Annotated in this window: 13 protein-coding genes and 2 pseudogenes; all 15 read left to right on the top strand. The window is 56.5% G+C overall.

Going from position 1 to position 17,324, the window contains the following annotated elements:
* The first annotated feature begins 70 nt into the window (after window positions 1-70).
* The 15 genes and pseudogenes from D575_RS0110890 to D575_RS0110820 all read left to right on the top strand — a co-directional run bounded on the left by D575_RS0110890 (window position 71) and on the right by D575_RS0110820 (window position 17,310).
* Window positions 71-313, top strand: a complete 243-nt coding sequence (locus tag D575_RS0110890; protein ID WP_018145946.1) for a type II toxin-antitoxin system ParD family antitoxin — start codon at window positions 71-73, stop codon at window positions 311-313.
* 11 nt (window positions 314-324) lie between these two features.
* Window positions 325-614, top strand: a pseudogene (locus tag D575_RS14190) (type II toxin-antitoxin system RelE/ParE family toxin).
* Between the two features lie 236 nt (window positions 615-850).
* Window positions 851-961: pseudogene (locus D575_RS14410) on the top strand (VapC toxin family PIN domain ribonuclease); the annotation flags it as partial.
* Window positions 962-1,566: 605 nt separating this feature from the next.
* On the top strand, window positions 1,567-1,917 hold the full coding sequence (locus D575_RS0110880; RefSeq protein ID WP_018145943.1) for a MarR family EPS-associated transcriptional regulator: 351 nt from the start codon (window positions 1,567-1,569) through the stop codon (window positions 1,915-1,917).
* Between the two features lie 223 nt (window positions 1,918-2,140).
* Window positions 2,141-3,880 carry a hypothetical protein gene (locus D575_RS0110875; protein WP_018145942.1) on the top strand — a complete coding sequence of 580 codons (1,740 nt, stop codon included), beginning with the start codon at window positions 2,141-2,143 and terminating at the stop codon, window positions 3,878-3,880.
* A complete protein-coding gene (locus D575_RS0110870; RefSeq protein ID WP_026182133.1) occupies window positions 3,877-4,797 on the top strand; it encodes a glycosyltransferase family 2 protein in 921 nt (306 codons plus the stop codon). Before D575_RS0110875 ends, D575_RS0110870 begins: the two co-directional genes overlap by 4 nt.
* A 165-nt stretch (window positions 4,798-4,962) precedes the next feature.
* Window positions 4,963-5,961, top strand: a complete 999-nt coding sequence (gene pseB / locus D575_RS0110865; protein WP_026182132.1) for a UDP-N-acetylglucosamine 4,6-dehydratase (inverting) — start codon at window positions 4,963-4,965, stop codon at window positions 5,959-5,961.
* A complete protein-coding gene (gene pseC / locus D575_RS0110860; protein WP_018145939.1) occupies window positions 5,961-7,121 on the top strand; it encodes a UDP-4-amino-4,6-dideoxy-N-acetyl-beta-L-altrosamine transaminase in 1,161 nt (386 codons plus the stop codon). The genes pseB and pseC overlap by 1 nt, the downstream gene beginning before the upstream one ends.
* The gene (pseF, locus tag D575_RS0110855; RefSeq protein WP_018145938.1) at window positions 7,118-7,822 is read left to right on the top strand and encodes a pseudaminic acid cytidylyltransferase; all 705 of its coding nucleotides are present in this window, start codon (window positions 7,118-7,120) and stop codon (window positions 7,820-7,822) included. Before pseC ends, pseF begins: the two co-directional genes overlap by 4 nt.
* A complete protein-coding gene (gene pseG, locus D575_RS0110850; protein WP_018145937.1) occupies window positions 7,819-8,949 on the top strand; it encodes a UDP-2,4-diacetamido-2,4,6-trideoxy-beta-L-altropyranose hydrolase in 1,131 nt (376 codons plus the stop codon). The genes pseF and pseG overlap by 4 nt, the downstream gene beginning before the upstream one ends.
* The gene (gene pseH / locus D575_RS0110845; protein ID WP_018145936.1) at window positions 8,933-9,466 is read left to right on the top strand and encodes a UDP-4-amino-4,6-dideoxy-N-acetyl-beta-L-altrosamine N-acetyltransferase; all 534 of its coding nucleotides are present in this window, start codon (window positions 8,933-8,935) and stop codon (window positions 9,464-9,466) included. The genes pseG and pseH overlap by 17 nt, the downstream gene beginning before the upstream one ends.
* Entirely contained in the window at window positions 9,463-10,515 is a 1,053-nt protein-coding gene (gene pseI / locus D575_RS0110840) for a pseudaminic acid synthase (RefSeq protein ID WP_018145935.1), read from the top strand. Before pseH ends, pseI begins: the two co-directional genes overlap by 4 nt.
* Before the next feature lie 85 nt (window positions 10,516-10,600).
* Window positions 10,601-13,318, top strand: a complete 2,718-nt coding sequence (locus tag D575_RS14405) for a hypothetical protein (RefSeq protein WP_155985185.1) — start codon at window positions 10,601-10,603, stop codon at window positions 13,316-13,318.
* Window positions 13,319-13,666: 348 nt separating this feature from the next.
* Window positions 13,667-15,967, top strand: coding sequence for a hypothetical protein (locus D575_RS14400; protein ID WP_155985184.1), 2,301 nt, complete (start codon window positions 13,667-13,669; stop codon window positions 15,965-15,967).
* A gap of 20 nt (window positions 15,968-15,987) precedes the next feature.
* Window positions 15,988-17,310 carry a hypothetical protein gene (locus D575_RS0110820; protein WP_155985183.1) on the top strand — a complete coding sequence of 441 codons (1,323 nt, stop codon included), beginning with the start codon at window positions 15,988-15,990 and terminating at the stop codon, window positions 17,308-17,310.
* The last annotated feature ends 14 nt before the right edge of the window (window positions 17,311-17,324 follow it).

The raw sequence follows: 17,324 nt of genomic DNA, 5'->3' as shown, positions 1-17,324 counted from the left end.
AATGGGTTCGGGACGGCTATCATTGTCTTTATGGCAAAGATTGCCAATAAAGTTGGAGGTTTGTGAGGCTATGGCGACCATGAACGTATCGCTTCCCGACCCGATGAAGAACTGGGTCGAAAAGCAGGCCGAATCCGGTCGGTACAGCAACGTCAGCGATTACGTGCGCGATCTGATCCGTCACGACCAGGAGCGTGCCGAGAAGGTCGAGCGCATGCAGACGTTCGTCACGGAAGCGCTGGAGAGCGGTCCCGGCCAGCACAGTATGGAAGAGCTCCGCGAGCGGGCGGCGCGCCAATGTTCCGGTTCCTGACCTGGTAGGTAATGCCCTTTTACCTGAGTGAAAAGGCGGAGGAGGATGTCATCTCCATCTTCGTCCAGGGCGCAGCAGAGTTTGGTCTTGACCAAGCAGGGCGGTATCACGCAGCGCTGGAGCGCCATTCCGGTTCCTGGCGGAGAACCCGCTGGTGGCCCGCGAACGCGCCGAAATCGCTCCGCCTGTCCGTGTCCACCCGTTTCAGGCGCATATCGTCGTCTACATCCTCGACCCGGTTGGCGACGTCTATATTCTCCGGGTGCGCCACGCACACGAAGATTGGCTTCCCAACCCTTGAGGTTCGCCGCAAGCCGATACGAGCCAGCCAACGCCCCAATCGCCGAGAGGGCTCGGCTCCTACAGATTCGGAGCCAACGGAGCCAAATGGTCATCCCGGCCGCAGCGAAGCGAAGAGCCGGGATCGCCACCGGTTGGGCCGTCCGGACGCACGAGATCCCGAATAACCGCTCCGCAGTTTCCGGGATGACGGTGGGGTGGTGTGAGAAAATAAATCTGTCCCCGTTTCATGTCCCCCTGATAGCGGCGCACGCGCGGGCAACAGAATCCGTGCTAGTGACCAACAATGGGCGCGAGTTCGAGCGTGTGCCCGGGTTGCAGGTGCAAAACTGGGTGTCGGCACATTGACCGCGCGCCGGTATCCCCGCGCCGACACGCGGCAGCGTTAGTCCGCGGCCGGAGCGGCACGATTCGCCAGTTCGTTCCTCCTCAGCATAATGCTCCACCCGACAATAAATTTGTCCCCTTTACCCGTACCCCCACCCCGTCATCCCGGCCGTAGCGAAGCGAAGAGCCGGGATCTCCACCGGTGGGGGCCGCCCGGACGCACGAGATCCCGGATAACCGCGACGCGATTTCCGGCATGACAGGGTGAGAGGTGCGGTTGCCGGGAAGAAGCCTCCAAGCCCAGCCCCCTGGGCGATGGGCCCAACCAGCACCCCAATCGCCGAGAGGGCTCGGCTCCACAGTTAAAGGCCACCCGCACCGACGCCCTTCGCTACACGTCCTCCCGGCCATCGTCGCGGCGAGTGTGAACAATCAGTCTGTGTCGTTTTGCTCTCTTACACGCCCGTTCCGTTGCCACGCGACCGGCGCATATGCTCTACTTTCGCCCTTCGTTCACCCCGTGAACGCGCAGTCAGCAGCTTCCCCCAGGGCGGACCCGCAAGAAATCGAGGTGCACCGTCCCGGCGGTAGCGTGCCCAAACGCTGCCCGAGACCCATATAATCCATTGATTGAAGAAGATCTTCATCTGCAAGTGCTCCGCCTGCTGGAGCAGGAGCCGGACATGAGCCAGCGCCAACTGGCGCGCTCGCTGGGCCTGTCCGTAGGCAAGACGCACTACGCCCTCAAGGCTGTGCTCGACCGCGGCTGGGTCAAGGCGCAGAACTTCCGGCGTTCGGACAATCGCTCGGCCTACCTGTACAAGCTCACGCCAATCGGCCTGCAGGAAAAGGCCCGCTTGGCGTACGGCCTGCTCCAGCGCAAACGCGCCGAGCACCAAGCCCTGATGACCGAGATCGAACAGCTCCGCGGCGAACTCCAGGGCACCGAGCCAGCAAACGAGCCCCCGACGCCCTAGATGGTACGAAAAGGCGAGCTGAACGCACCCGCAGCTGGGCCCAGCCCCGCGTAGGAGCGGGCTCGCCCGCTAAGCCCCGGCCAAAGTCGGACATGCACCAGGCGGGTCGCATACGCGACGTCCGACCGCCACTCGCTCTTGGTCAGCCAGGCCGCAGCGAAGCGAAGAGCCGGGATCTCCGGCGGGTATTGAAAATGGCGTCACCTAACCAGCGAACAATGACTTGATCCGCGACATCCTGCACAGCCTGAAATGGAGCAGCCGCCTGGGCGCCAAGTTTTTCTGGGCGGCCCCGGCCGCGACCAGCGGGGTGGTGTTCTTCACCCTGGTGTCGCAGCTCTCCATGCTGCTGGCCTTCTTCCTCCCGCTGAAGGTTATCATCCTCCTAGGGTCGGACGGGATCCCGCGCTATTTCCCGCCGGCGTTCGAGCAGTTCGACCGCGATGCGCTGATCGTCTGGCTGAGCGCCGCCGCCGTCGCGTTCTACGGCCTATATCTTCTAGCCGAGCGGTTGATCACCTTCGGCGCGGAACGGGGTGCTCGGACACTGCTGGCCCGCAGCCGCAAGATGGTGCTGTTCGAAAATCAGGACGAAGAGGCTGCCCAGGCATACAAGCGCCACGCCGAGATTATGGCAGCGGGCGTTTTCGTTCTGCTCGCCATTGCAGTCCTGTACTGGTTGTATTCCAGCGTGGCTTGGCTGGTCAGTGGATATGTGGTTCTGGTTGCCGTGACCTTGCTGGCGGGTTGGGGCATCAGCGAACGCTGGAGAGCAGTGCTGGAGGAGAACCTGAATGGCTGGCTGAAGGTGGCTGCTGGCGTGGGGTTCATGCTCGCGTTTGCGTATCTCGTGATCGACTTCCTTTATCGCGATCCCCCGGGTCTGATCCCGGCGATCATTGCGCTTCTTCTGTCCCGCCAAGGTTTCAGTCGCTTGGAGAGCATGATCTCGGCCCTGGTCAAGCAACGCGCCCTGCGTGCCAAGCTCGATGCGTTGTTTTTCCACGGAACCGCGTTCAGGCCCGAACGGGACATGAACAAGGAGACCATATGGAACCTGTTGACGCCGGAGCAGCGGGCAAAGTGGGTGCCCGAAATCCTTGCTGAAATCTGTGGAGAGGGCGTCCCGACTCAGGTGGACGCTCATTGGCTGCAAACGGGCGTCCCCCATGTGGCCGTGTTGCGATGTGATATGCCCGACGGTGCGGGCCTCATTATCAAGCTGTATGAACGCCATCGCACCTCTCTGGCCATGCACGAATCGACGTTGCTGGCCGATGCGCCCCGCGGTCTGCCAAGCCTTCGGTGGTTGGGAGGAACTGATTTTCGCGGCTTCCGCTGCCATGTCCTCGAACTACCTGTGGGGATGCTAGACGGGCAGAGCGTCTCCGCTGGGGGCGTTCAGGAGCTCCGAAGCAGCCTGTTTCAGGTATCCCCTTCCCCGGCTCTGATTACACGCTACACCCGTTCGCGTCTCCTGCTCTGGCAGCGGCTGACTCATGAGATGCTGACAAGAATCAGAAGCGTGGAAGATGGCACTGCCGCAGTTCAAGCCGTCGACGCCTTGCGGGAACGACTGGAAAACTGGCGCAAACATCTCGCGCAGATGCCACTTGCGTTTGTCAGCCCGGATATCCGGCCCATGAACATTTTGTTGGCCAACGGCGACAAGCCTCGACTACTCCATTGGGGCCGATGGGCGCTCGAACCGGCTGGGGCGGGTTGGCCAACCAGTCCTAATGACCTGAAGGCTCTAGAAGAAGCATGTGAGAGAGCTGCCGCAGGGCGTGCTCCTGACGGGGCTGTCATTCCCGAGCAGGCAAAGTTGGCGGCTTTCAGTACCGAATTTGAACGCCTCTGGCAACAGCAGCAGTACACCCGGGCTCTCAAAAGCGTCCACCAAATCCTGGAGACGCTGGAGCGACTGGACGCCCCGATTGAGCGAGATGAAACTCGGGCATGACTTCTGCTCATTCTCCTTTGATGCCATCAGGTGAAGCGCTTCGCGCGACCGCGCCTTTGTGTTCGGTCATTGTGCCCGTGTATGACCACTGGACCCTGGTTCCGGGGCTGCTCGACAGCCTGGCCGTTCAGACTCTGCCGCAAGCGGACTTCGAAGTCATCTTGGTGGACAATGGCTCCACACACTTTTTTCCGCCCAGCACGCTTCCGAACAATGTTCACATTGTCCACGGCGAATCTCCCGGCTCGTATGCAGCGCGCAACGAGGGCGTGCGCCACGCCAAAGGAAAATGGCTCGTGTTTACCGATGCGGATTGTCGAGCATGCCCCAACTGGCTCGCTAGCATCCTGGAAAAGACAAAAGAGGCCGGCAAACCGGAACTGATTGCCGGGGGTATCCAGATGTACACTGCGTCATCTCAACCCAATGCATACGAGATCTACGATATGATCCGCGGCATACCCCAGGCGGCCTACGTTCGCCGGGGCTATGCCGCGACCGCAAACTTGATGGTGCCAAAAACCATTCTTGCAAAGCTCGGTGGCTTTGACGCCCACCGGTATTCGGGCGGCGACGCAGACCTGTGCAAACGGGCTCGCGCCCGTGGGTATGCCCTGCGCTACGCGCCCGACGCCATGGTGTATCACCCGGCCCGCCGCACGTGGGACGAACTGGCTACCAAGGCACGGCGGATCAAGGGAGGGCAATTGCGTTGCGGAGCACCGTGGACCCGATTTTACTGGGCCATTCGCACGCTCTTGCCTCCGTTTCCCCTCTATTACCGTTTTGCTACCTCGACGGGATATCCCGTTCGTTTTCGCGCTGTGGCCGTTGCCATCCAAACTCGTTTGTGGGGGCATGAGTTTCTAGAGATGGGGCGCCTTGTGTTAGCAGCGGGAGCGCGGGAGCGGCGCTAGGTGTGGAGTCTTACTCCGCTAACCTCGGACCTTCCGAAGCAGCCTATTGAGAGCGCTTAAAGTTTTGGTATCTAGTATTGAGTAAGAGCTGTAGCCCGCTTCAATATCGGTCCATATGATGGAATTATATCGTTACTGTGTTAATTAATTTGGAGAGAGTTCTACGTGTTTGAAAATGCATCCATTCTTGTCACGGGAGGGACTGGGTCGTTCGGCCATACCTTCATTCCCATGTTGCTTGAGCGCTATTCCCCGAAGCGTGTGATTATCTTCTCGCGCGACGAGATGAAGCAGTGGGAAATGGCCAAGAAGTTCGACGGCGATCCGCGCGTGCGCTTCTTTATCGGTGACGTGCGTGATCGCGAACGTGTCTACCGCGCGCTGGACGGAGTCGATTACGTGATCCACGCAGCCGCCTCCAAGATCGTCCCTACCGCCGAGTACAACCCTTTTGAGTGCGTAAAGACCAACGTCACCGGCGCCATGAACGTCATCGACGCCTGTATCGACAAGGGCGTAAAAAAGGTCGTGGCGCTGTCCACCGACAAGGCCAGCAGCCCGGTCAATCTCTATGGCGCCACCAAGCTAACCTCCGACAAGCTGTTTGTGGCGGGCAACCACTACGCGGGTCATCGCGACACGCGCTTCGCCGTAGTGCGCTATGGCAACGTCATGGGATCCCGCGGTTCGGTGATCCCATTTTTCATGTCCATTCGCGACCAGGGCGTACTCCCGATAACCGACGACCGCATGACGCGTTTTATGATCTCGCTGGAGCAGGGCGTGGAACTGGTCTGGCATGCATTCGAGGACATGGAAGGCGGGGAGGTGTATGTCAAGAAAATCCCCTCCATGAAAGTAACCGACCTGGCGCGAGTAGTCGCGCCGGAGGCGCGGCAGCAGATTGTCGGCATTCGTCCGGGTGAAAAGCTGCATGAAGAAATGATCGGCGCCGACGACGCCTATTACACCTACGAATATCCCGATCACTTCAAGATCCTACCGGCCATCAACGGCTGGGACCGGGACGCCAATCGCATCAAGGATGGCACGCGCGTGCCGGAAGGCTTTGTCTATGCCAGTGACACTAACACCGAGTGGATGAGCGAAAACCAACTCAGTGAATGGGTTGACGCCAACTGGGAAAAGATCGGGGCCATTTGATGATTCCCTACGGGCGACAGGACATTCGTCAGGAGGACGTGGACGCCGTCGTCGAGGTGCTGCGTTCGGACTTCCTCACCCAAGGGCCGGTGGTGCCGCGTTTCGAGCAGGCCGTGGCGGATCACGTTGGCGCCCGGCACGCGGTCGCGGCCAATAGCGCTACATCCGCGCTCCACATCGCTTGCTTGGCCCTCGATCTGGGCGAGAGTGACTGGCTCTGGACTTCGCCCATCACCTTCGTGGCCTCGGCCAATTGCGGTCTCTACTGCGGTGCGAAGGTGGATTTCGTTGATATCGACCCTAAGACGTACAACCTCTGCCCCGAGGCATTGGCTGCGAAGCTGAAGCAGGCCGAGGAGGAGAGGCGTCTGCCCAAGGTGCTGGTTGCCGTTCACCTTTGCGGCCAGCCCTGCGATATGGCGGCAATCCACGAACTGTCCCAGCGCTATGGTTTCCGCGTGATCGAGGACGCCTCGCACGCGATTGGCGGCCAGTACCGGGGAGAGCCCATCGGTAATGGCTCTTACAGTGATATCACCGTATTCAGCTTCCATCCGGTCAAGATCATCACGACCGGTGAGGGTGGCATGGCCGTCACCAATGACGATGAGCTTGCCCGGCGCATGTCCCTGTTGCGCAGTCATGGCATAACGCGAGACCCGGAATGCATGACCCACGAACCGGACGGCCCCTGGTACTACCAGCAGGTCGATCTGGGCTTCAACTACCGCATGACCGAGATGCAGGCGGCACTTGGGGTTTCGCAGATCGAGCGGCTGGATGCCTATGTCGTGCGGCGCAATGAATTGGCCGAGCGTTACGACCGCCTGCTCGCCGACCAGCCGGTCACCACGCCCTGGCAGCATCCGGACAGCTATTCGGGGCGCCATCTCTATGTGGTCCGGTTGCAAGTTGACGCGATTGCCCCATCTCACCGTGCCGTATTCGAATCACTCCGTGAACAGGGCATTGGGGTCAATCTGCACTATATTCCCGTCCATCTTCAGCCCTGTTATCGGCAGATGGGCTTTCGGCCGGGTGACTTCCCGGAAGCGGAGCGTTATTACGCCGAGGCCATCAGCCTGCCACTGTTCCCCCTGATGACCGAGGGACAGCAAGACGCGGTCGTCTCGGCCCTCGAGGAGGCGCTTGCCGGATGAGAGTGGCCATCATCCCCGCCCGAGGTGGCAGCAAGCGCATTCCCCGTAAGAACATTCGATCTTTTTGCGGCAAGCCGATGATCGCGTGGTCGATCGAGGCCGCCCGCGCCAGCGGCTGTTTCGATCGCGTGATCGTCTCCACGGATGACAGCGAGATCGCCGCCGTGGCTGAAGAACATGGCGCCGAGGTGCCCTTCCGGCGTCCGGCGGAATTGGCCGATGATCACACCGGCACGGTCCCTGTCATGGCTCACGCTATCGAATGGTTGCAGGAAAGTGGCGAGCGGTGCGAAGCCGTTTGTTGCCTGTACGCCACCGCGCCCTTCGTTCGGCCCGAAGATCTCCGCCGGGGACGAGACGTATTGGAAGCGGCGGATGCGGATTACGCCTTCTCCGTGACCAGTTACGCCTTCCCCATCCAGCGCGCATTACGGATCAACGAGGGCGGTCGCGTGGCGATGTTCCATCCCGAATACGCGAACACTCGTTCCCAGGATCTTGAGGAGGCCTGGCATGACGCGGGCCAGTTCTACTGGGGGCGTTCCGAGGCATGGTTGTCTGGCAAGCCGATCATGACGTCCGATGCCGTCCCCGTTCAGTTGCCGCGTGAGCGTGTGCAGGATATCGATACGCTCGAGGACTGGCGACGGGCCCAGTGGTTGTTCAAGGCCATGCAGGCTGAGGCTGGCGGGACCCAATGACGCGAACCGTTATCTTCCGGGCCGATGCCTCGGTGCAGATCGGCACCGGACATGTCATGCGTTGCCTTACACTGGCTGATGCGCTTCGAGAGCAGGGTCACGCCTGTCATTTCATCTGCCGAGGACACCCCGGCAACCTCATCGAGGCCATCAGGCAGCGTGAATTTCCCGTGCACACCTTGCCCGTTGCCGAAGAAGGAGGTGGTGCCGAAGATGGGAACAGCGAAATTGCCGCGGCCGAACCCGCCCATGCCCGCTGGCTTGGGGCGTCATGGGAGGTCGATGCCCGGCAGTCGCGGGCGATTATTCGGGAACTGGATCCGGCCTGGCTGGTGGTCGATCACTACGCGCTGGATGCCCGTTGGGAAGCCGCCGCCCGGTCCGAAGGTATGCAACTGCTGGTCATCGATGACCTTGCCGACCGTTCCCATGAAGCGGATCTCCTGCTCGATCAGAACCTAGGTCGCGAAAGCAGCGATTATTCCAGCCTTGTGCCGGAAAGCTGCCGGCGGCTGATCGGGCCTCGATACGCCTTGTTGCGCCCGGAGTTTGCTCGCTTGCGCGAGGACAGCCTGCGAAGACGCCACTCATCGCGCCTGAAACGGGTGCTGGTCACCATGGGTGGCGTGGACAAGGACAATGCCACCGGCAAGGTGCTCGATGCACTACGCGAGTGCCCCTTGGGCGATGAGGTCGAAATCGAGGTGGTGATGGGCAGCAACGCGCCTTGGCTTGAAGCGGTACGGGCACAGGCCGCGGGCATGCCTTGGCCGACCGGGGTGCGGGTCGATGTTCGAGACATGGCTAAGCGCATGGTCGATGCCGACCTCGCCATTGGCGCTGCGGGCAGCACGTCCTGGGAGCGCTGTTGTCTGGGACTACCTGCCATGATGGTGGTATTGGCCGAGAATCAGAAAAGTATCGCCGAAGCGTTAGCCAAGGTGGGTGCGTGTGTCTACCTGGGTGACGTCAAGAATGTGGATCAGTTTCCCGACTATTGGGGCAGACTGTCCGAGTCCAGGGCGCGGGAGGCCATGTCCAAGGCAAGTGCGGCGGTAACCGACGGGCAGGGAGTGGCAAGGTTGTGCCAACAGATGGGGAACAAGCCAAATGCACGAGAACTCTAGCGCTGTGTTGCGTCCTCTCGCGGCAGATGATCTGGAGATGGTTCGCGCCTGGCGCAACCATCCCGACGTTCGTCGATTCATGTATACCCAGCACACGGTGGAGCGCGACGAACACGAGGGTTGGTTCGAGGTCGCCGCATCCAATCCGGATAAGAATTTGCTCATTTTCGAGCGGGGTGGTGTCCCGAGTGGTTTCGTCAACGTGACCATCGCAGACCCGTCGGCCCGACGGGCCGAGTGGGGTTTCTATCTGGCGCCTAACGCGGAGAAAGGAAGCGGGTTTCTGCTGGGCCAGCTTGCCTTGGGTCACGTGTTCCGGGATCTGGGGCAACACAAGCTGTGTGGTGAAGCACTGGCCTACAACCACCGTTCAATTCGTTTCCACGAGCGCCTCGGGTTCCGACAGGAGGCCTGCCTGCGTGACCATCATTTTGATGGCAACCAGTTCCATGACGTTATTGGCTTCGGACTGCTAGCAACAGAGTGGCTCGAGGAAAAAGGAGATCAGACCCAATGAAGACACCGAGTATTGTCATCGATGGGCGCCGTATCGCTATCGACGAACCGCCGTACGTGATTGCCGAGCTGTCGGCAAACCACAACGGCAAGCTGGAGACGGCGCTCCGGATCATCGACGAGGCCAAGAAGGCGGGCGCCGATGCAATCAAGCTGCAGACCTACCGCCCGGATACCATCACGCTCGATTGCGACAGCGACGATTTCCGGATCCACGGTGGGTTGTGGGACGGGCGGACACTCTATGAGCTGTACGAAGAGGCCCACATGCCCTGGGAGTGGCACAAGCCGCTATTCGAACACGCCCGCAAGCTCGGTATCACCATATTCAGCTCACCGTTCGACGCCACGGCAGTGGAGCTGCTGGAGGACCTGGGAGCCCCCGCGTACAAGATCGCCTCCTTTGAAGCCGTGGACTTGCCCCTGATCGAATACGTCGCCCGCACAGGGAAACCCATGATCATTTCCACCGGCATGGCCGATGCCGAGGAGATACAGGAAGCCGTCGATGCCGCGCGAGGCGCCGGCTGCGACCAGTTGGCGATTCTGCATTGCGTTAGCGGTTATCCTGCACCGCCAGGGGACTATAACCTCAGGACGATACCCGACATGATCGACCGTTTCGGTCTGGTAACCGGCCTGTCCGACCACACGATAGACAACACCACAGCGATTACGAGTGTCGCCCTGGGTGCCTCCCTGATGGAAAAGCACTTCACTCTCGACCGTAGTGGCGGAGGGCCCGACGATAGCTTCTCCCTCGAACCCGAGGAACTAGCTGCCTTGTGCCGAGACGCCAAGACAGCATGGCAAGCTCTGGGAAAAGTCGATTATGGAAGGAAAGCTAGCGAACAAGGCAACGTAAAGTTTCGGCGTTCCTTGTATTTCGTGAAGGACCTGAAGGCGGGGGATGTCATTACGGAAGATGCGGTACGTAGTGTCCGGCCTGGATATGGGATGGAGCCTAAATACACTGCCGACATTATAGGGAAAACCGTGGTCACTGACGTTAAATCCAAGACCCCAATCAAAAAAAGTCTCATATCATAATGCCCCGTGCCCCCTTGCCGTCGTTTATAAAGTGGCGTCAGCCTGTGGCTATCGGTTTGTCTTTCTGCTTTAGGTAAACTGTTTTATGTATTTTCGCATTCAGCTCCTTGAAGGGGTCCGTTCATTTAGGCCTGTATATCAACGGTATCGCGGGTTTCTCTATCCGTTAGCACGTTTGGCTGTAAAAATTCCAAGTATAAAAAAACTCAGAGATGTTGCAATAAATGGGGATCAAGCGGAGTGCCTCCTGCATGAGCAGGACATAGAAAACGGACTTCAGGGCCAGGATGTTCATGAGGCTGTACCACGGCTTATTGGAAAAACGCCGCCGCGCCATCAAGCCGCCACTTTCGAATATGTAGTCTTATTTTATCGCGAAGCTGTCCAGTACGACGACCTGAAGATCGCCGCGGAGTATTTTTCCGATTGGCTAGATAAAAACTACCATCGTCTTCCAGGACGGCACTTCATTCATTACCTCGAAGTCCTGGCATTTTCTCTGCGAAGCCTCAATGGCCGCGTGCATGGTCCACTCCCAGTTGTCAACTTCAACCACATCCGTTCCGAAGCACAACATTGCCGAGCATATCTCACTTATATTTCCGCGTTGGCTGATAACCTGGAGTTTGCACGCGTAGAACGTCTCTTTGATTCCCCTCCGGGGGGAATCGATACTTTGTTTAGAGCAGTCAACGGGTTAGGGAAAAAACCTGTCCGTGTCGAGTTGGATGTTTCGCCCCGACTTAATGCACAACATTACGGCCTTGCTGCACTCAAAGCGCGCCTTCTTGATCTCGGCCTGGAAAGGTCCTTTGTCGGAATGATAGAGGCGACAGTTCTGTCGGACTCAGAAAAACTGATCGCCGCCGTGAACGAAGAGTTGAACTTGCGTCCGGTGGATAACTATCTTGGTCAGAACAGATTGCGCGTAAGTACGCTGTTTCCACCGGTCCTTGACCGGCTCATTGTAATCGGACGAACAGATGTTGGCCGTGAACTGCTCGAGCGAGTTAGGCCGAGCCTACGTGAATGGGCTATTGAAAACCTTGAAACGCGATTAGCAGTTCACGGCTTGGATAAAGAACGCGCGACCCGTTACCTTCAACGCAAGTCCACGCGTTCAGCGGTTGCGCGGAAAGAACTGATTTCCCATCGATGGAGTGGCGGGGATTTCACAGGGGCAAGAGAACTTGTGGAGGAGGCAGCCTCAAGAAATTCCCCCATCCGTAAGCGGGTAGCGGATCAACATGCCATAAACCAGCTACGTTTTCTCGAAGAGACCTCGTTCTTCCTAAAGCGTGTTTCCCAGCCCGCTCAACCGTCGGGCTACGTTCTGATGGCATCCTTGGGTTGCCTAAATACGCTAGCAATGGTCACGCCTGCATTATTGGAGTTAAAAAGACGTGGGTTTGTCACGGGATCCCTAATGAAAGGGATTTTGGATCAGGATCCGCCAAGCACGGCGCATCGCAAGATAAAAAGCCTATTTAATTGTATAGAGTCTAGAAAAGAAGACGGTGATGTGGTTCTGGATTGGGAAATAGATTGGGATAATTGCGTCGTTGCGGCTGAGGGTGTAAACGTCTACCAAGGAATTTACGAAAGTCTGAGCGTTACTTATAGGCGCGCAAGTATCTCAATCGACGAGGAGCCCTTTGCTTCTACTTTCGACAAAATATTGCGTCAATGCGACTTCATGATCCGCGTTTGTAAACGTATCGAAAGCGCGGCAGAAAGTGTGACCGAGCCGGTCGTCCTTCTCGGGAGTAACGCCCATATCGCCCCTTTTTCAGTATTCCGAGACTTCGTTCTGCGGCGTTGCCATCCGAACCTTCGCTTCGTGGTCGCTAATGTGGCTTACGAAAACTACTACTCAAACCTTGGTAGCAAAGAGTCGGGTTCGATGGCAGTGGTAGATATGTCGCTCTATCCTACGTGTCGAGCGCCATTCCTAGCCCTTCCTCAACGATTTGAGAAGTGGTACGAAGAAAACAGGGATAGCGCGGAGGTGGCCGAAAGATTTTCCGAATTGGTACGAAAAAATAGAAACGGCCGAACGGGTGAGATCGCAGCGGCGCCCATCATAACGCGGCTGGAGGAAGCGCGGCGCGAAGGGCGGCGCATCGCCTGCTGTTTCGGAAAAATACTCTGCGATTTGGCAGTACCGTATGATGGTGGCCCAGCCCACCGTGACATGAGGGATTGGCTACATCATTCGGTCGAAGTCGCTCGTGAAAATCCGGATCTTCTGCTGTTGATTAAGCCTCACCCTCACGAGTTGCGCCCTGAGATAGCGCTGGAACTTACCGAAAAACTAGAGGATATTGTGCCGGAGGATATTCCGGAAAATGTGGTCTTTCTCGATCATTCGCAGTTCAATACGATTGATTTGGTTCCATATCTAGATCTTGCGGCTCTTTGGAATGGCACGGCATGTTTGGAATTGACCGGCTTGGGAGTGCCCGTGGTGATGTGCAGTCATTTTGGGCGTCATGACTATCCGGTGCGCCTAAATTACCCGAAAGATCGTGATGATTATGAATGTCGGCTTGCCACAGCAGAATTTCGGGAACCTGGGGTTGACCTGAGGAAAAAGGCGATGGCTCTGCTTCATTACATGGGCACGCACGACGTGGCTATCCCGAATCGTTATGCGCGTCGCCCTGTCAGCAATGACGGTATTGGGGCGCCCGTTTGGTACACGGATCGAATGGAGGAGTTTCTCAGGTCAGGAGACCCTCACATGTCCTTGGCTGCGGATAGGATCATAGAAGGGGTTGAAGGGACCGATGGCTCGGTTTAATCGAGTGTTCGGTGAGGTCGGGGTGTTTGATGCCTGGCCTCGGCGGCTTGGCGTAAATATTTACTTCGCCTGAAAAGGTTCGCAAGTGGAACGAACCTAAGCCGCTGTTTTTGTCAAGCTTAAGGAGCGTGTCCTGTTGCAGGCTGGCTGAAAACGAGCCGGCCGGTCTGCGTTGGATCCCGCGGTGAGGCAAAGCGCTACGGGCCGCGAGCTTATTTTAGGCACCCGTCGTCGGGCAAGGTGCAGTTATCCCGGGTAGGGGGGGCATTGCCCGTGTCGCTGACAGCTCTGCGAGACTGGGACGTGGGCCTAAAAATATACTTCACATGTGTTTCGCAAAGGTTTTTTATGTTCTCGAGGCTGCGCTCTTGCAACAAAGCGATAAGGCGAAAGCTCAAGAAGGGCAGCACAGCAGCCTTCGGTCCAGCCTTGGATTTCAACGACCGTGCCTTGGACGTCAAGCTACTGGGAAGCTATTTGTCCGAAGGCGTCTCGGCGAACTTTCGTTACCAAATTTTTTGGCACCTCTTCCGTCTGAAAAATTTTGCGACTGCTGCGCGAGTGGGTGCCGGGATCGATCCCCGCAGACTGGAGCTCAGAGAGCAACTTTTTATTGTGCAGGCACTAATAAGTGGTTCACAAGGTGTTAATGCGGATCGTGTTCTGGAAAGGGTGATATCGGATCATGCGGTTAAGGAGCTGACTCCCACTGAAAAAGTGGCGCTTATCGACAGAATTGTAGCGTCTGGTCTTCCGCGTGAACAGAAGATCGAGATTCTGAAGTCGTTTTATTCGTGCAGATGCCCCGCGCATGGCTTTAAAGATGACGAATATGTGAAGTTCTCGATTTATCGGACCTTGGCTGATGCGCATGAAATCGTTTTGCTGGAAGACTATCTCGATCTAACCGGTCTCGAACGAAGATCGCCGAGCTTTTTGTTTAGGGTTTTCGCCCATCTTAGGTCTGAGGGTAATGTTCGACAACTCAGCGAGTTCGCGCGCACCTGCTCACGCGAGAAGGTTGTGCGAGATCTTGATTGGTTCAGGCTCGCGATGAAGTATTTCCCGGAGTTTTTGGTTGAGAACCGGGTTGGCGTCGCCGAATTGCGTTTCAAGTGGCGAGATGACTTAAATATTCTCAGACGTGCGCATGAATGCGGGAGCATGGGTGAGTTTTTTCGAGAAGTGACGCGCCAATGTTCTGAGCACCATCAAGGCGCGTTTGATAATAAATCAATATACGAGAAGGACGCGTTTCTGTATGTCCTTATTGGTTTGGATTTGTTGGATGATGCGAATGCGCTCATAAGTAGTGCCGCGCTGCCCAATACGGTGCTAAGTGCACAGGTTGTTTCGGGGTTTGATCGACTTTTGGATGACGATTATCAATCGGCATATTATCTTTTCGCGAATGTTTTAAAGGAAAATCCGGCGAATACCCATGCGGCCCTTGGGTTGCGGTTTTGCTTGCCCCGGAATGGGCAATCGGTTAGCGAAATGGCTCGCATTCGTGGGGAGATTGGTTTTGGTGCGGCTGGTTATGGTCGGCCTGGGCCTTCCCGCGCGAAAGGTAACTCTGTTTCGGAGTCGGTTATTTGCGATCTGATGGCCGGGGAGTATCAGAAGGGCTATTTTCAAAAACGTCATCAACCGCATTGGAAACTATTGAAGCGGAAATTGGGCGCTAGGTTTCTTAACTATGACCCGCTGCCTGAAGGTGGTTCCCTGTTTGTGATCGCTGATGATGGTGTGGGTGACGAAGTTCGGGCCGCACAGTTCTACGGGTTGTTGGAGAAACGCTATGATCGTGTGTCTGCAACTTGTGACCCCCGACTTTTAAATATCTTTCAAAGGGCGTTCCCGTCGATACAGTTCGTTCCAGTGCCTCGAGCTCGGAGCGGCGTGGTGAATAGTGTAAATAAAGGCGAGAGGATGTCCGGGCTAGGGTTGAAGCTGCATAATTACTTGACGAGGGAGGTTTTTGAATCGTTTGATCGTTTTGATCACGTGACCTTTGGACAGAATCTGTTCTTTAATCATTTCATCGGTAATCTTGGTCGCCCGGAAACGGGTGGGTATCTCGAGCGATTTGGGCGGGAGTCAACACGTCCGCACCTTCCCGAGGCCAAGTTTAAAGTTGGCCTCCTTTGGCGAAGTCATTTGGCTAGCGGAGGGCGCCGTTTTATGTATTTGGCCATCGAAGAGCTTTCTTCGATTTTTGATGTGGATGGTGTCGAGTTTTGGTCGTTGCAACATGAGATCACAGGCGAAGAGGCAGAGTGTTGTCGGTCTCATGGAGTTCGCCTAATTGAAGACGTAAACTTATTTAATGATTTTGACGGTTTGTCGGAGCGGATTAAAGATTTGGACGTAGTGATCGGGATCAGTTCACTCCCGGTCGAGTTGGCGGCTGCTTTAGGTGTTCCTGTATGGTTGCTTGGGTATTCGCCGGAGAATTATTACCTCCGGACCAAGGGGGGGCGGTCTGAAGTGGATCATCTGACGCTGAATTCGAGGATAATTGCTCCATCGTGGATCGATTTCACCGCCCCCAGGCGTGACTGTGTTTATTTGACGGTTAGCGAGGCGAGGGCACGTCTCGAACATCTCATGCATGGATCGGGCCATCAACCTGCCGGGCTTAATTAGTGTTTAAGTCGCACTTATATATGTTCCGATCGCCGCTAAAAACCGCGTTTCAAATGATGTCCTTGATGGGCACGTTTGGGTTGTTAAAACTGTTTCGTCTCACTCGTTCCGCTGTTGTTGGTCTTTCGCAGATCTTTGAGGTTATCAACAGGGGCGAGTTTTCCGATTACCAGATTAGGGATCTGAAAACTAGACACGGAATGACTTTTGAGAAATTGAGTCGAAAGAGTATGCGTGCCCGGTTGGTTGAGAAGGTTTTAAACACCAGCCCCGGCTCGTATCAGCATTCCGTTGGTCAAGTGTTGTATTTTGGAGGTTCGTGGAACAACGAGCGGGAGTTTTACTTTTTCTCGGATGTAGTTGCCGATGGGGCCCCTCTTTTCTTGTATTCTCGGGAAAATAATCTCGCATTTTTTGAACGGGCTCCGTTAACTACTAGTCCGGTGCTCGAAGGGCTCAAGAAGATTTTGCTTCTCGCCACGGTGGCCTTTTCCTATAGGCTTGAGGCAAATGCGGGCACGGTCACCCATTTGGTCCTGTTCTTGAAAACCTTTGTTCGGATGCTGATGTACTTCGAGCAGGACGTGAACCGGCTTCCCCGGCTGGCGGTTGTTGCCAACGACCACTCGGTTACTGCCGTGGCGTTTTTTTCCGTCATGCAGTTTTTTCGTGTGCCAACCGTGTACCTGCAGCATGCCGAAGTTAGCCATGCCTTCCCGGCTCTGAGATTTGATCACAATATTCTTCGGAATATTCATTCTCTGGATGTTTATCGTTCAATCGGAAAAATTCGTGGGAAAGTTTATGTAATTCCCCGTGACCCTAAACTCGTTGATTACGCTGCTCTTGATCAAGAGATTGATGAGCCGGTTCTTGTTGGGGTATACCTGACGTCGATTGTTGATCGGCATGGCGTGCGGGAAACGGTCCAGGCGCTCAGGTCCAATCCTTCTGTTGGTGGGATTTTCATCAAACCTCATCCGAGAACTGGAATAGATAACCTACCGAAGTTGTCGGGCGTTGATGTGGTTGACGAGGTGCCTGACACCCCGCACGTTGCTGTGGTGGGTAACTCGTCAATCGTCGTCGAGATTCTCCGTTCGGGAAACCGGGTTTATAACCTTTTCAGACTTGATGAGGTGGATAAAGATTATTACGGATTTGTTGGTAATCGTTTGGTTCCCGAGGTTTCACTGACTGATATTCGGGGGCGATTCTGGTTGGGTGCTTATATGGGTCCAGGTTGGAGGGAGTCGATAGAGTATTATGCTCCGTCGCCAGGCCCGGACATTGAGAAAGAGATTTCCAGGTTAAAGAATGACATTGCGAGATATGTGGCGTAGGTTGCCCTTGCCAC

The sequence above is a fragment of the Thioalkalivibrio sp. AKL6 genome, from assembly GCF_000376905.1.
Lineage (GTDB): Bacteria > Pseudomonadota > Gammaproteobacteria > Ectothiorhodospirales > Ectothiorhodospiraceae > Thioalkalivibrio > Thioalkalivibrio versutus.
Note: the sequence above shows the minus strand (reverse complement) of the source record. Positions and strands in the feature narration are given on the sequence as shown.